Raw genomic sequence first — 13614 nt, 5'->3', positions numbered from 1 at the left:
CAGTCGTCATGAAAGCATCTCACCCGCCCGCAGGCCCGGGGTTTTGAGGGAAGTCTTAGGAGCGGTCGCGGCCGGCAGACGCGGCAACTTGCCGCTCTTGCTCGCCGCGCCGAGGAGTCGCGACGCCGTCGGCAGCGTTGCACTGGCGAGCTGCGGTACCCCGGCCGATCCGGCTTGCAAAGCACCGCGCACCTGTTGCGCGGTCTGCACGGCACCGAGGCCGGTTTGCACCGCGCCGATACCGCTCTGCGCCAGGGCCGGGGCGTTTTTCAGCAGCCCGGCGCTGCTGCCGCCACTTGGCAGAGCCTGGGCGACCATCGCCTGCACTTGCGCCGGAATACTCTCGGCCCCCGGTTGTTCGCGTGGCCACTCGGGCTTGCCGATGTAGCTGCCATCGCTCCAGGTGTTCGCCGGGTCCTTGCCGAACAGCACGCGTGCCGGCCCCGGTGCCGCGCCGGAGACGCTGGCGAAACCCTTGGCATCAAGCTTGCCCTTGAGACTTTTGCCCAGCGCATCGATGACTTCGAAGTCGCCCTCCTTGATGCCCTGACGCCCGGCGTACTGGTTGAACAACTCCAGATTGCCCTTGCCCGGTTTCGGCGGCTCGGGGAAGGCGCCGGCCAGACTCTTGGCCCCGGTGTAGGCGAAGTTCGCCGCATGCGCGGTGTAAGGGCCGGTGGTCGCGTGGGTGATGCCCCCGGCGTTATAGGTGGTCGCGCTGCCGCCGCCCTGGATTACCAGCTCGGTCTTGGCCGTGATGGTGATGCGGTCGGCGTTGGCGGTGATGTTGAGCTTGGCCAGCAGGTTGATGCTGTCCTTCAAGGCGCGCATGTCGATATCGCCGGACGCCGCGACCAGGCGCCAGCCCATGCTCTGCACGAACAGGCGCATGCCGCGACTGGCGCTGGCCAGCAGGCGTTTTCCGATCGACAGGCTGGTGTGGCCGGTGCTGCTCAAGGCCAGGTGTTCGCCGGTGGCAATATGGCTGGAGCGCGGGGTAGTCAGCGCGATACCGGCCGGGCTGGCGAGCACCAGATGCGGTTCGGTGAATTCCGGAAACTCGTTGGCGCTCATGTTCGCCGGGCCACTACCGAGGATGCCCTGATGCTGGCTGTGCAGGGCCTTGGCCACGTCATCCTGATCGCCCGGTTCCTGGGCTTGCAGCTCCTTGGCCTGCATCGCGAAGCCGTCCTGCTGATCGCTGGCGGTGGCCAGGCGTTCGGCGGTTTCCGGCAGGTCCTTGTGGTGCTTGGATTCGTTCGGCCGTGGCTCGGTGGTGATCAGCAACCCGGCGGCGGCGCGCACTGCGCCATGGCGGTCGGTGCGCAGCTCGAAACCTTCGCCACGGGGCTGGCCGCCGGACGGGCGCGGATGGGTTAGATAGCCGAGGTTCAGGGCACTGGCGCCATGGTCACTGCGCAGGGCGATGCTGATTTCGCTGGTGGTGTCGTCGATGCGCAGTTCGTTGCCGCGACTGCCCTTGTATTCCTTGCTCTTGACCGTGGCCAGGGTCTTGAAGTCTGGCAACTTGTACGGAGGCAGGTGAACAGAGTGGTAGAGGCAACTGGTAATCAGGGGTTGGTCTGGGTCTCCTTCCAGGAAGGTCACCAACACTTCCATGCCTACACGCGGTATGGAAATCGCCCCGATATTCTGCCCAGCCCAATTCGATGCCACGCGTATCCAGCAAGTGGTCTTATCGTCATGCTGGCCTTCGCGGTCCCAAAAGAACTGGGTTTTCACCCGGCCCAGGGCGTCAACGTGGATTTCCTCACCTTCAGGCCCAGTAACCACCGCGCTTTGACTGCCGAGGATGCGGGGCTTGGGGTGTTCCAGCGCAGGACGGTATAGCGCGTCCCAGGGAATGGCACTGAAACTGTTGCGATAGCCCTGGTGAAAGTCATCCTTATTGTCGGTGGTGTCGCTGGTTACCGACTCTTCCAGCACCTGCGGCTGCTTGGCCTCGTGAGTGATCTCAGTGAGCAGCCATAGATCGTTCCAACTGGCGTTGCCATGCTCGGTCAGGGGCAGGAAGTGCCCGCTGACCAGCAGCGACTGATCGCTCTTGCCTTCGGCCAATCGGAAGTCGCTGCGATGACGTTCCAGGGCCCGGGTGGCGAGTTGCTTGCCCCGAACACGGTCAGTGAAACGGCCGGGGTAGTCGTAATCCTCCAGATCCGGCTGGGCTGTGCTTTTGGCGTCGCTTTCCAGCTGGAACAAGGGTTTGGTGTAATCGTAATCGCGCCGCGTAACCCGGCTGGTACGGGTTGCTAGGCGCAATCCGAAACGCTTGATCACTGGCGTATCGGCCACCAAACCGGTGTCTTGCTGATAAGCCACGGGGGCAAGCTTGGGGAACACTGTCTGGTCATCACCGAACACCAGCAAGTGGCCCTGCTCACTGTGCTGGAAGTGGTAGCTCAGGCCTTCTTCTTCCGCCAGGCGCTGGATGAAATGCAAATCCGTTTCGTCGTACTGGGTGCAGTAGTCGCGTTCGGGATAGGTAGTGCCGAGATGAAACCGATAGGCATCGCTTTGGATACCATGCTCTTGCAGGACCTGGGCAATGATCTGCGGCACGGTCATCTGTTGGAAGATGCGCTGGTTGACCCGGTGAGCCAGGTAGGCCAGTTGCGGACGCAGGGAAATGTGATAGCGCGTCAGCCGGCGGCCGGTTTCGCCTTGGCCAATGCTGTACACCTGACCGTGAATCTTGCCCTGGCTGCTGGAGCCGAACGTCAGGAATGCCGGCTTGTGCAGCAATTCTTCGAGGGCAAGACCCGGATTGGTGCTGACCAATTCAAGATCAAAACAGAAAGGCTCATTCAGGGCCTCGCGTCCCTTGAAACTGAGTACCTGAAGATCGGTGGAGGCGCCTTCGATCACCAAGGAAATATGCGCAGCATTTGCATCCAGCATGCGAGCGAGTTCCATTCATTGCACTATTGGTCGGTGAATGATGACCGATAGTCACCAGCTCTCACAATAGGGGAATGGATTAGGACAGAACCAGAACCCTCCTACACGACAATGATTACGCTGATATCTCGGGACTACAGAAGAAGCTCTGACGGCGGAAATTTTTCACACCGACCGTTCACAATCTGCTCCCAACCCCACTCGCGTAGTCGTGTTGCACGCCAGTAATTCTTGGCGGTAACCTCTGGGATATCCAGTTCATTATTGAGCTCGAATTGTGGGGCCATGGCGAACTGCACATCCAGCCCAAAATCGCCTTTGAGCAAGCGCTGCATGATCTTGACCCGTTGCAGCCAACTTAACGAGCGCTTGTAACCGTGCTTGGTGTTGTAGACCAGCAGATTGAGGTGTGCGGATGCCTGCATAAAGTCGCTTTCAATCATCCACATCTTGAGATGCTGCTCAAGCCCAAGCGGCAGAATGTCTCGGATAAACAAGCCTAACAGTGGTAAACCGATTTTACGTGTATGTAGCTCAACGCTCACCATCAACAACACGTTGTAGAGTGAGCGGGCTACCTTCAGCCGGGAATGTTAGCCTTGTGCGACCTCAACATTGCAAGCGAACATAATCCAATCGATTTTCTGTGAAGCACGTTCAATCAGTTGGTCAAACTTGGCAGAAAGTTCAGGATTGCCAGTGCCACCTTTTGAGCTGTTACTCCACCCAGCAAACCAATCGGAGAGTAAGTCTGCCTCGCTTTGACTTGCCTTGTGCGGGATGGAGAGTTGCAGATTGATGCCAGTTTGCGTGAGGAGAAAGTTTACGAAAGAAACTCCAAGAGCCCTGTCCTCACCTTCTGGTACATCGGCGCAAAACCAATCGCTGTAAATGAACCCTGTCAGGTTATTTACTTCCTTCATGTATTTAACGCAAAAATATATCCAGAGTAGCTTGGCCGCCCTCAATGCGGGCATCTTTATGGTCTATTGCTGGTTTATCTTAAATACGAGACAATTTCGATCTTTGGAGTCCAGTTCCTGTGTGATGCTCTGGTTGTAATGGAGAAAGAATGCCTGAGCGAATTGAGAGATTTGCGCCTCAGTTGACGATATGCAATGGACCGAAAAGTCCATTTGGTCGTATAACGCACTCACCCGTTCAGCGAACTGGGTCCTTCGGTCAAGGTTACGTGTTGTGCGGCCTTTGGCAGACCACTTGAGGAGTTGGCCGTTTTTGTCTCGCGGTACGAGCCGATGAACCCACTCTCTAGCACTGACAGGATCGCGAAAACAGCATACACAGAGCGTGTGAAGCAGCTCCGGGTCGTGCTGAAGCCATTCCTGCGGTTGTGAATCCAGCGTGCTAAACATGGCTAACCCTAAATAAGTGGGGATATAGCGCCTTCGCGGGCTTGACGGATAACATTGCCTGCCCTCTGACCAGACTGGGCATTGTGACAGCCTAGTGACCACTGAAGGCGCGTTATAAGCCATGGCCGGAAAGCCCCCAATCTGCTCCGGCAGTAGAAGGAAGCATAGCAGCTCATTGCCATCGCTCCGTCCACCGGCTGCTTTTGGCTGTTCACTGCCGGTCGCCTTTTCAGCGAGAAATGGTCAAGTCGGATGCAAGCGATGGTCAGCACCAATGCAATTGGCTGGTCAGTGGGAACGCAAACAGGTGCGTCAGATGGGATGCAATTGCGCACCTTAACGAATGAAAGGGCCCCTCCTATCCCGAAGCCACAGCGAAAGTCGCGAATCGGTATGCGCCACGCCCATTGCGCCAGAAGCGTGCATCCACAATCCCCAGCTGTGCAAGTGATGCAACTGCTGTTCAGTGGGAATGCAATTGGGTGTTCAGGTCCAATGCAATTCGGTGTTCAGATGAATGCAATTACGCAGGTAGCTGACTGGACGCTGCTGGATGACAGTCAGCGTCTGCTGGTGATTGCGCTGCTGCCATGTACCTGGTGGAGCTCGGGACAGATGATCCGGCTAGCCATCGGCACCTGATAGCCACGCAACAGCTACAAGCGGGCCGGGGTGCGGATGGAGCATGGCTATCGCATGGAGTCCAAATTTGGAGTTATAACCAAGTCGAAACTAATGACAACTATGTCTATGTCTCGTATTTGAGTAACTCCGCTCTAAACACCCCGCCGTATATAGAAAACCACTTAATACCATGAGAAGCGACTCATATCTGATCATGGCGCCAGAGTCCAGCTTTGCGGTATATAACTCTCATCGACAAACATCTACTGGCATTGCTGCCTGACTGTCGTAACAGAACACTAATCGAATAGATCCAGAGTCCGTGAGGGCAACTAATGAACCTGATGACACCGCTCGACGTTGAACGTGAAGCGAAAATCCCAAGGGCTACACAAGCTCAGTGGCGATGGAACAACCGCTATGGCTTTGGTGACTTAGCATTGAAGGCTGGAAGAAGCGTTCGGTATCGACGCGAGGAATTTGAGCGCTGGCTGGAGGCACAAAAAAATGCAGAACTTCGATAAAACAAAGCCCGTCTTGGCGGACGGGCTTAGTAATAACAGCACTTTGGCGAGTGCTTCTGTCAGCAAGAGTGAGTGCTCTAATATGAGTAATTGTGCCTGTACCGTCGCAACACCGCAACCCCTTCTCGACAACCTGAACGATTTTGATTTTTTGAATTCGATGATCGCTCTTTTCCGGTTCGGCGATGCCCTGGCGCCAAGCGGAATCGACGTGTGCGCATACTCTGGGCCGGACGGCTCAAGCGTAGAGGTGCGCGGCCATGCGGCGCCCGAGGACCTTCGCGGACTTCGTCAGGTTGGCCGGTTCGATGAGCCTCCGACTCTTGGTTGGCGCGACCAGTACAACCGTTTGTACGAGTTGCCGGATCTTCACCACCTGGCCGGCCTGGCTGCTGGAGACCTCGCATGAGCGTCGCTCGCTGCCAGGAAGCAGCCCATCGAAAGATTCCCGAGTCAACATTGGAGCGCGCTAAGTCCGACATCGTCGGTACAATTTCAAAGTACGTAGAACTCGAAAAGAACGGTTCAGAATTCACAGCATGCTGTCCGTTTCACAAGGAAAAAAGCCCATCATTTTCAGTCGTGCCTGATAAAGGCATGTACTACTGCTTCGGCTGTGGCGCTGGCGGTGATGCCATCGACTTCGTCGTGGACTTCGAGCAGGTCGGTTTCCGTGACGCCGTGAGTCGCATAGTAGGAGACCTGCTTGATGCTACGGCGGTTCCCGCGCAGCGATCAACGGTCAAGGCTGAAGTGAAGCCAGAGTGGGTGCCAATCGTTCCTGTGCCGGCCGACACAAAACTCAAACCGAAGGATATTTACAACATCCAGCGTGATGGCGAATGGAAAAAGCTGATCGCCAGCAAGCGCTGGGACTATCTGGACGCCAACGGCGCGCTCATTGGCTGCATCAGTCGATTCGAGAAGCCTGGAGCTGGGAAAGAAGTAATACCGCAGGCATTTTGCGTCAATACCGAGACCGGCGAGATGTCATGGCGCTGGCAGTCGTTCTCGAAACCTAGACCTATGTACGGCCTGAACAAGATCGCCAAACACCAGAACGCGCAAATCGTAATCGTCGAGGGTGAGAAAGCCTGCGATGCTGGCCAGCAGAAGTTCCTCGACGCGGGCATCAGCCTCGACCAGGTCATCGTCATTTCATGGCCCGGTGGCGGCAAGGCAGTCCCGTTCGTTGATTGGACGCCGCTGACCAACCGCAGCGTGGGCCTGTGGCCGGACGCCGACCAGCAGGTCTATGTCGACACCCATCCGAAGGCCGGTCAGCTTGTTCCGTTCCTGGAGCAGCCTGGCACCGCGGCCATGCTCGACATCTTCGATCACATCGCCGACAAGGCGTCCGCGGTTAAGTTCATCGTTCCGCCTACTGGCGTCGCGTGCGGCTGGGACTTGGCCGACGAGAACCCTGAAGGCTTCCAGCTACTCCCGTTCCTGAAGGCGAACGCCATGTTGGCGGCAGACGTGCGCGAGCGCTTTGCTCCGGCCGCAAATGATGACGCATCGCCAGTCACCACGCCGTCTCGCGCTGTCGAGGCCGCCCATGAAGAGGCGGCACCGGTTGCCGAGTTTGAGCCGATTGAGGGGGAACTCCAATCTCCTTGGCTTGGGTCGATGAGCCCGCAGAAAGATCAGATGCCGGCTGAACACAGTGGCCTGCCCCCATCCGCAAACCTTGATGGAGGCGTCAACGAACTTGGGATCTTCCCGCTCGGGCGTCTTGGTTCGGTATTTGGGTTTTGGCGCTGCGACAGCGCGACCGTTGAGCTGCTTCGAGCTGCGGATCTTGAGCGTGTGCACGGCCTTGTCCGCCTGGCGAGTCTTCAGCGCTGGGAGCACTGGTCCGAGGGTAAACTTGATAAAGCGATGGCCGCGAACGCTCTGACCCAGCGGTCTATTGCGATCGGGGAAATTGACCTTTCAAGAGTGCCCGAGGAAATCGCTTCGGCCGAGTATGTTCGGGCTCAGTACAACCTAGCCATGCTCCACACAAGACCATCAGGCGCAGCGCTCGCTGGCATCCTCAGCGCTCGCGAAGATTGGTCGACCGCAGTTCACTTTGACGAGTTCGCTCAACGTGTTGTGGTGGAGAAAGAGCTTCCTGGCGGCGGCAGTCTTGGCCCTTGGACTGACAATCACGATATGATGCTAGGCGCTTGGTGCGCCAGCATTTTAGGCGTGACGCTGCCTATTAGCATTATTTCCGATGGAGTCATGACTCTTGCTAGGCAGCGGTCACGTCACCCCGTGCGGGATTACCTCAAAGGCTTGGCATGGGACGGGGTTCCTCGGTTGAGCAAGTGGCTTATCGAATGCGCAGGCGCTGACGACGATGCATACCACCGCGCCGTCGCAGCCAAAACGCTGATAGGTGCTGCAGCTCGCGTCCTCCAGCCAGGATCGAAGATGGACACAGCTCTAGTCCTTGAAGGCCCGCAGGGTTTGAAGAAGTCATCGTTGATCCGCGCCCTGGTGCCCGACGTTGGTTGGTTTGCCGAAAACCTCGGCTCCGATGATCTCGCTAGCAAAGACGCCATGCTTGGCCTGCAAGGGCGCTGGGTCGTCGAGCTTGCAGAGCTGTCGGGCCTGCGCAGGTCGGAGGTCAACACAATTAAATCGTTTCTCGCACGCCGCGTTGACACCTACCGAGCCCCGTATGGCCGGCGAACAGAAGAGCATCCTCGGCAGGCGATATTCATCGGCTCTGTGAACCCCGACGCAGACGGCGCATACCTGAGAGACTCGACGGGTGGCCGCCGCTTCTGGCCGGTTGCCTGTAAAAAGATCGATGTCGAACTGCTCATCAGCAATCGAGACCAGCTGTGGGCCGAGGCCGTAGCGCGATTCAATGATGGCGAGCCTTGGTGGCTCTCTCATGACCTGGAGACAGCAGCTACCGTTGTGCAGGCAGAGCGGCTGGAGACGAATCCATGGAGCGAGCACGTAGCGAGGCACATCGACTATTTAGAGCCGTCCGACCGAGGCCTTCCATGGACCAACAAGCGCGCCGTGCCACTTGAGGACTTGACCTCTGGCGAGGTCTTCAAGGCCTCCCAGGGACGAGACCCTAACGGCAGGGACATGGCCGACCTCAAGCTGATTGCCGGTGCACTCAAGGAGCTTGGCTGGTCGTCAGGCCTGATCCGTAGGCATGGGCGTCGGATACGCGGCTGGAAGCGTTGAAATCCTACCCGCTCTAAGCTGAGCAATCCCAACCCGGCCACTGTGCCGGGTTTTTTGTGCCTGTCTCAGGGCCTTGCGCTGGAGCCTTGTCCGGAAGGCTGGTCAGGGTGACATCTGGCGCGGACTTGGTCATGCATGTTGCCGCCATGGTTGACTGGCAAGCAGGCCGCTGAGCGGCATGCCTGTAGCCTGTCTTCAACTGGTGTGCGGACATGTCCATGGCTGGACAGGCTGGAAGCGATAACCCGGCGCCGCCTTGACTGATACGCGTGTCACACGTGATACGTGCATCTTCAGAAAAAGCCCTGAGCAATGTCTTGGCTTTTTGTGTGCGACTGATGCAGGTGGTACGCGTGCGAAATTTTACCCGTATCAGCCGAAAGCCCCGTAATCCGTGGTCTGCAACATAAGATACAGCTGATACACCTACTTTTAAAACTTTAAGGGTTTATATTATATTTATGGCTTGATAGGGCAGGATATGACTACAGCCTCTATCCCTCTATAAGAGCTCAGAGAGTTTGAGAACAACGCGCGTACGTGTAAACCCGTATCAAAAACGCTGGAAGCCACGTAATCCGCGGCCTCCAGCCTGCATCAGGTCCAGTTCAGCATGTACAGCTCCCGTATCAAAAGGCTGAAGGCCGCGTAATCCGTGGCCTCCATCTGATACGGCCCCGTTCGGCGGTGCGTGTGAGCAAATCCTCGCCTCTAGCGGCACAGGGGATCCCTACTCAGGATGCAACTCGAAGTGAAACGGTGACACGCTTGCATGGCGTGACGGCAAAATGCTCGCATGAACGAAAATACCTATACCCAGCCTTCAGACAGCGCCGCGATGCGCCAGGCCGCTCGCTGCCTGTACGAAAGCACCCCCTCCAGCACCTTTGAGTCAGTCGCTTCAGAGTTCGGGGTCAGCGCACGAACTCTGAAGCGATGGGCCTCTGCCGATGGCGGCTGGCGAAAACTGGACAGCCCCCTCCTGACGACCCGTGCTCATGCGGCGGCTGATCGCGCCAAGGCTGTCATCGCTGGAACCCCGCCCGAGCAGAAAGAGGCCCAGGAAGCCGCACTCGCTGAGCTACGCGCTGATGTGGCGGTGGATGAGCGTGCCCAGCTGCTGGTCAAGCACCGTAAGCAATGGGCGATTGTCGACGGCCTGGTCGCGGAAGCGGTCCGTGGCCGGAACCAAACCGCTGCCAAGCTCGCCGAGATCGTTGCACGGACGATCACCCTGAAACAGACAGGCGAGCGCAAGGCTTGGGGCATGGACGGCCCGAGCCCCACGGCGGGCACGGTGGTAGTGATCGACCGCGACTATCCAACCGAAAAATCAGAGGATGCACCAGAATGAGAATTAATTCAGCTGTGCGTTTAGCACTGTTTGCTGCCACTCTCCTGGCGCTGCCGGTCGGCGCCAATGAGTTGAAGCCACCTTCGCGAGCTTTGCCGAATGCAGAGTACGCAGCGGCACTCGTAGCCACCTATGGCAAGCGGGTTCATTTTGCGGATGACGAGTCGTACCTGCGGACCGTGGCGTTCAAGATCGACTGCCGCGCGCAGGACGGGCGAGTTCTTCCGCTGGGCACACTTCTGCTCGCCCGCGTGGCTGATTCGAGCCAAGACGCTGTATGGCTCGAATCATACGTAGTGTTGCGCGGCGATGAGCTTCGCGTTTATGACTACCTGGTCCGGAAAGACGGTTCAGCCACTCAGCCGACACTGAGATTCGAAGCCAATCGTTGGGGGGAATTTCGGGCTCACGGCGTCAGAGTCGAGGCCGTCCTCAACTCCTGCTTCGGTTCATACGGGCCTATCTGGAGGGCGCGCTAGGACCGTTATGGCGCGTTATGCAGTTTCCCACCGGGCGATCATGGCTTGCGCGGCAGCCTGATCTGCACGGATCCGGTGGACAGTCTGTCGACTCAATCCGGTAGCAGTACTGATCGCGCTAGGACCTGCGTCCTTGCTGAGCAGGTCCAAGACCTGCTGGAGTTGTTCACGGGTGAATCCAGGCTTTCGGCCACGGTAGGCGTCCGTCCGCCCCTTAGCGTGATCTATCCCCGCCCGCTGGGCTTCTTTGGTGGCCTCTGCCTGGGCTTGCGCGGTAGCGGCCATAAAACCAATCAGGGCGTCGCGTACTGCCTGCTGCATCGGATCCGTGGTTGCACCATCGAATGTAAGGCCATTGATGACCGTCCGGATCAACACTCCGCGCTTCATGAGTTCGCGGATGGTCTCGCACACGTCGGTATAATTCCGTCCGAGGCGATCGACCCAACGCACCACCAGCACGTCGCCTCTGCGCAGCATGTCGAACAAACGTCGTCCCTGAGGGCGGTCGGCCAGGCGGGTACTTACACCTGAGACGCCGTCATCGGCGACGACCTCATCAATATCGAAGCCGGCGGCACGAGCCTGTTTTTCCTGGTGGGCAATCGTTTGATCTGTGGTGCTGACACGCGCGTACAAAATGGTTTGGCTTTTCATGAACGACTATGTCCGTATGAGTAGTATCCATATAAAGCCATATCCGAATTTGATTAACAACCCTTGCGGACACTCATTTATCGAGGATTTGCTTCGTACGCATGGGTATACCCTAGCGGTCGCGCGAAAGAGTCCCGGCACATGGCCGGCATCGCGCAGCAAAGGCTGAGGGCAAAGCACTGGGAAGGGAGAAGATGATCGACGATGATCAGGTTGCCACGTGGCGTAAGGAGAACGGCGCCAGCATCGCCGCCACGGCTGTGCAGTTCGGGATATCGGCTGCGAGCGTCAAGCGGGAGTGCCGGCCGGGCGGCCTAAGCTACAGGGCAGCGCAGACCTCGTTCGGCCACTTCCCCATGACGCAGGCGATCAGCTTGTCGCACCGGACCTCCCACGCCGCTGATGGGTACCGCTGAGCATCCTCGGCGCTGAGTGGCAGCCGTATAGCTTTTTGCCATGAGCAGGTGCGCCCTGGCGATAGTACCTCGCAGCTCAGGCCGTTCGAGGGCCTCTCCTGAAGCGATCCAGAACACCGGCAGAACGTTGCGCAGATCGTCGACTGCCTCCACTGGAGCTTTCGGACCGACGTCGACCAGGTGCACGTACTCGATCACTTCCACCATGCGCTCAGGCATGGCCTCGGCGCCGTAGAGGCGGCCGGTGAGTAGGTTATCGGAAGCCTGCACAGTGCCGACGGTGAAAAGCAGCGCCATGACGGCGGCCATGTGATTAAAGCGGTTGGGCATGATGCACCTCGATTGAATGCTGCTTGCAATCATGCCGTCACATGGTCGTTACCTGGGTGCAAGACTGCTGCATGCTTCGAGCTTGCTGGCGATTATCCCGAGCGCTCCGGACTGGATGGCCCAAAGCACCAGGCTCCCCCAGCCCCAGTTGTGCCGCTCGCACCGGTAGAGCGCGTGCACGTACCGACAGACCTCGCTGTATGGCAGGGCGCTCAGTTGCGCCTGAGGCCTGGCGTTGATCACGTCGAAGTCGAACCCTTGGTGTGACAGGTCGCCCCGCACGAAGCCGCTCGCGTAGGCCTCTTCCAGCAGCTCTGCATACTCGGGCAGCTCGTAGACCAGGGCGGCATCACTGACGCTATCCTCCCCCCATAACTCCCGCCCGATCGCCCGCTCCAGCCGCCTAATACCGGCTGCGAACGCCTGCGCCTGTGTGCTGCTGGGCAGGCCCCCGACTGCTGCTGGACTCATGTTCGCTACCCTCGGGGACCGTCGTGACGCGATGATCTGAATACCGGAGTTTAACGGCGGATAACCGCTAAATAACGGGAAGACATCAGATCAGATTAAACAGAGGCTCCACCAATGTCGACGATTGCAACCCTGATTTCGCAGCTCGAAGCTGCTCAGATCGAGCTTAAACTGGCGCTTACCGATGGCGAAGATACCGCGCCCATCCGCACCGAGATTACCCGCATTGAGGCCGGGATCACCGCTGCCCGCAGTGCCGAGGCCCAGGCTCAGCGCGAGCAGGCCGAGCAGGAAGCGGCAGATGTGCGTAGCGGAACAGCCTCCCTGACCGAAAGCCAGCACGGTGCGATTGAGGCGGCAACTGCATCCCCTGAACTGGCTGAGCTGATTGGCGAGGATCTGCCGGCGGTCGAGCGCGACCATGCCATTGCCAAGGCATGCCATGACGTGGCCCTGGCCACCGCAGCCGTGAACAAGGCGTCGGGCGCCCACCAGTCGCTGCTCGCGAAGGCCGCCAAGATCCGCGAACGCCTGAACGCCAAGCAGGGCGAGATTGCCGCGATCCAGCATCGCCGTGCCTCTGGCGACCAGCACCCCGACGACGCCGGCGCCGTGACCCTGATCCAGGGCGATATCGGCGACCTGCAGCGTCTCCTGTCCGACGCTCAGTTCAAGGCCGACAGCGCCGAGCCGAACGCCGCCCGCCAGGCTCTGTGCACCGCTCAGGCCACCCTTGACCACCTACGCAGTCAAGCCGTGCTACGCGCCGCCGAGCAGCGCATGCAACTGGCCGAGAAAGTGTTCATCCAGAGCCATCAAGCGCTGGTGACGGCCGCACTCGCAGCCGGCAACAGGAACGCGCAGGCTTCTGCGTACAAGGCGAGCAGTGCCGTTCGCCAAATAACCTACGGCGTCTGAGGGGTCTGACATGGCTACCAACCGTGACGCGAATGGCCGTTTTGGCGCTGGAAACAAGGCGAGCCCCGGCCGCCCGAAGCTGACCGAGACGGAAATCGCCGCCCGCGCATCGAGCGCACTGATCGAGCGGCGCCTACCAGAGTTGATTGCTCATGCAATGGGCCGAGCTGAGACCAACGACGAGGTGCTGGCCGGTGTTTGTCATCTGCTCGCCGAGCGCCTTCGCAGCCAGAACCTGGTCGCCGAGCGCCTTCTGCTCGACGGCGCAAAACATTAATTGACACGGCCGCCGCCGCCAAGCGAGCGGTCCGAGGTATCCCCCCATGGGTAAATTTCAACAGCTTCGCAGAA

At 58.8% G+C, this 13614-nt stretch carries 14 protein-coding genes; 8 read left to right on the top strand and 6 right to left on the bottom strand.

Annotated elements, in window-relative coordinates:
* Positions 1 to 6: 6 nt before the first annotated feature.
* From BK658_RS00160 to BK658_RS00150, 3 genes are all read right to left on the bottom strand, one after another.
* Positions 7 to 2919 (bottom strand): type VI secretion system Vgr family protein, encoded by a 2913-nt coding sequence (locus BK658_RS00160; protein WP_123580135.1) that lies wholly within the window; start codon positions 2917 to 2919, stop codon positions 7 to 9.
* A 134-nt stretch (positions 2920 to 3053) separates the two neighbouring features.
* Positions 3054 to 3467 (bottom strand): hypothetical protein, encoded by a 414-nt coding sequence (locus tag BK658_RS00155; RefSeq protein ID WP_148049693.1) that lies wholly within the window; start codon positions 3465 to 3467, stop codon positions 3054 to 3056.
* A gap of 45 nt (positions 3468 to 3512) precedes the next feature.
* Complete coding sequence (locus tag BK658_RS00150) at positions 3513 to 3842, bottom strand: hypothetical protein (protein WP_148049692.1); 330 nt, start codon at positions 3840 to 3842, stop codon at positions 3513 to 3515.
* A 963-nt stretch (positions 3843 to 4805) separates the two neighbouring features.
* Here BK658_RS00150 and BK658_RS30195 point away from each other — a divergent pair.
* The 6 genes from BK658_RS30195 (at position 4806) to BK658_RS00125 (ending at position 10471) form a co-directional block, all read left to right on the top strand.
* Positions 4806 to 4934: a hypothetical protein gene (locus BK658_RS30195; RefSeq protein WP_259740029.1), complete on the top strand. Its 129-nt coding sequence runs from the start codon at positions 4806 to 4808 to the stop codon at positions 4932 to 4934.
* A 317-nt stretch (positions 4935 to 5251) separates the two neighbouring features.
* A complete protein-coding gene (locus BK658_RS29770) occupies positions 5252 to 5440 on the top strand; it encodes a helix-turn-helix domain-containing protein (protein ID WP_148049691.1) in 189 nt (62 codons plus the stop codon).
* Positions 5424 to 5849, top strand: coding sequence for a hypothetical protein (locus BK658_RS00140; RefSeq protein WP_123580131.1), 426 nt, complete (start codon positions 5424 to 5426; stop codon positions 5847 to 5849). Before BK658_RS29770 ends, BK658_RS00140 begins: the two co-directional genes overlap by 17 nt.
* Positions 5846 to 8638, top strand: coding sequence for a VapE domain-containing protein (locus tag BK658_RS00135; RefSeq protein ID WP_123580130.1), 2793 nt, complete (start codon positions 5846 to 5848; stop codon positions 8636 to 8638). The genes BK658_RS00140 and BK658_RS00135 overlap by 4 nt, the downstream gene beginning before the upstream one ends.
* Before the next feature lie 796 nt (positions 8639 to 9434).
* Positions 9435 to 9992 (top strand): hypothetical protein, encoded by a 558-nt coding sequence (locus BK658_RS00130; protein ID WP_185019754.1) that lies wholly within the window; start codon positions 9435 to 9437, stop codon positions 9990 to 9992.
* Complete coding sequence (locus BK658_RS00125) at positions 9989 to 10471, top strand: hypothetical protein (protein WP_123580129.1); 483 nt, start codon at positions 9989 to 9991, stop codon at positions 10469 to 10471. Before BK658_RS00130 ends, BK658_RS00125 begins: the two co-directional genes overlap by 4 nt.
* 15 nt (positions 10472 to 10486) lie before the next feature.
* Here the strand turns inward: BK658_RS00125 and BK658_RS00120 are convergent, their stop codons facing one another.
* The 3 genes from BK658_RS00120 to BK658_RS00110 form a co-directional block, all read right to left on the bottom strand.
* A complete protein-coding gene (locus tag BK658_RS00120; RefSeq protein WP_123580128.1) occupies positions 10487 to 11128 on the bottom strand; it encodes a recombinase family protein in 642 nt (213 codons plus the stop codon).
* A gap of 314 nt (positions 11129 to 11442) precedes the next feature.
* The gene (locus tag BK658_RS29890) at positions 11443 to 11874 is read right to left on the bottom strand and encodes a hypothetical protein (RefSeq protein WP_185019753.1); all 432 of its coding nucleotides are present in this window, start codon (positions 11872 to 11874) and stop codon (positions 11443 to 11445) included.
* A 48-nt stretch (positions 11875 to 11922) separates the two neighbouring features.
* Positions 11923 to 12345 carry a hypothetical protein gene (locus BK658_RS00110; protein WP_123580127.1) on the bottom strand — a complete coding sequence of 141 codons (423 nt, stop codon included), beginning with the start codon at positions 12343 to 12345 and terminating at the stop codon, positions 11923 to 11925.
* 114 nt (positions 12346 to 12459) lie between these two features.
* Between BK658_RS00110 and BK658_RS00105 the strand changes: the two genes are divergently transcribed.
* Complete coding sequence (locus tag BK658_RS00105; RefSeq protein ID WP_123580126.1) at positions 12460 to 13263, top strand: hypothetical protein; 804 nt, start codon at positions 12460 to 12462, stop codon at positions 13261 to 13263.
* A 10-nt stretch (positions 13264 to 13273) separates the two neighbouring features.
* Positions 13274 to 13540, top strand: a complete 267-nt coding sequence (locus tag BK658_RS00100) for a hypothetical protein (RefSeq protein ID WP_123580125.1) — start codon at positions 13274 to 13276, stop codon at positions 13538 to 13540.
* The last annotated feature ends 74 nt before the right edge of the window (positions 13541 to 13614 follow it).

This window comes from Pseudomonas brassicacearum, from assembly GCF_003732175.1.
In the GTDB taxonomy this organism is placed as follows: Bacteria; Pseudomonadota; Gammaproteobacteria; order Pseudomonadales; family Pseudomonadaceae; genus Aquipseudomonas; species Aquipseudomonas brassicacearum_G.
Note: the sequence above shows the minus strand (reverse complement) of the source record. Positions and strands in the feature narration are given on the sequence as shown.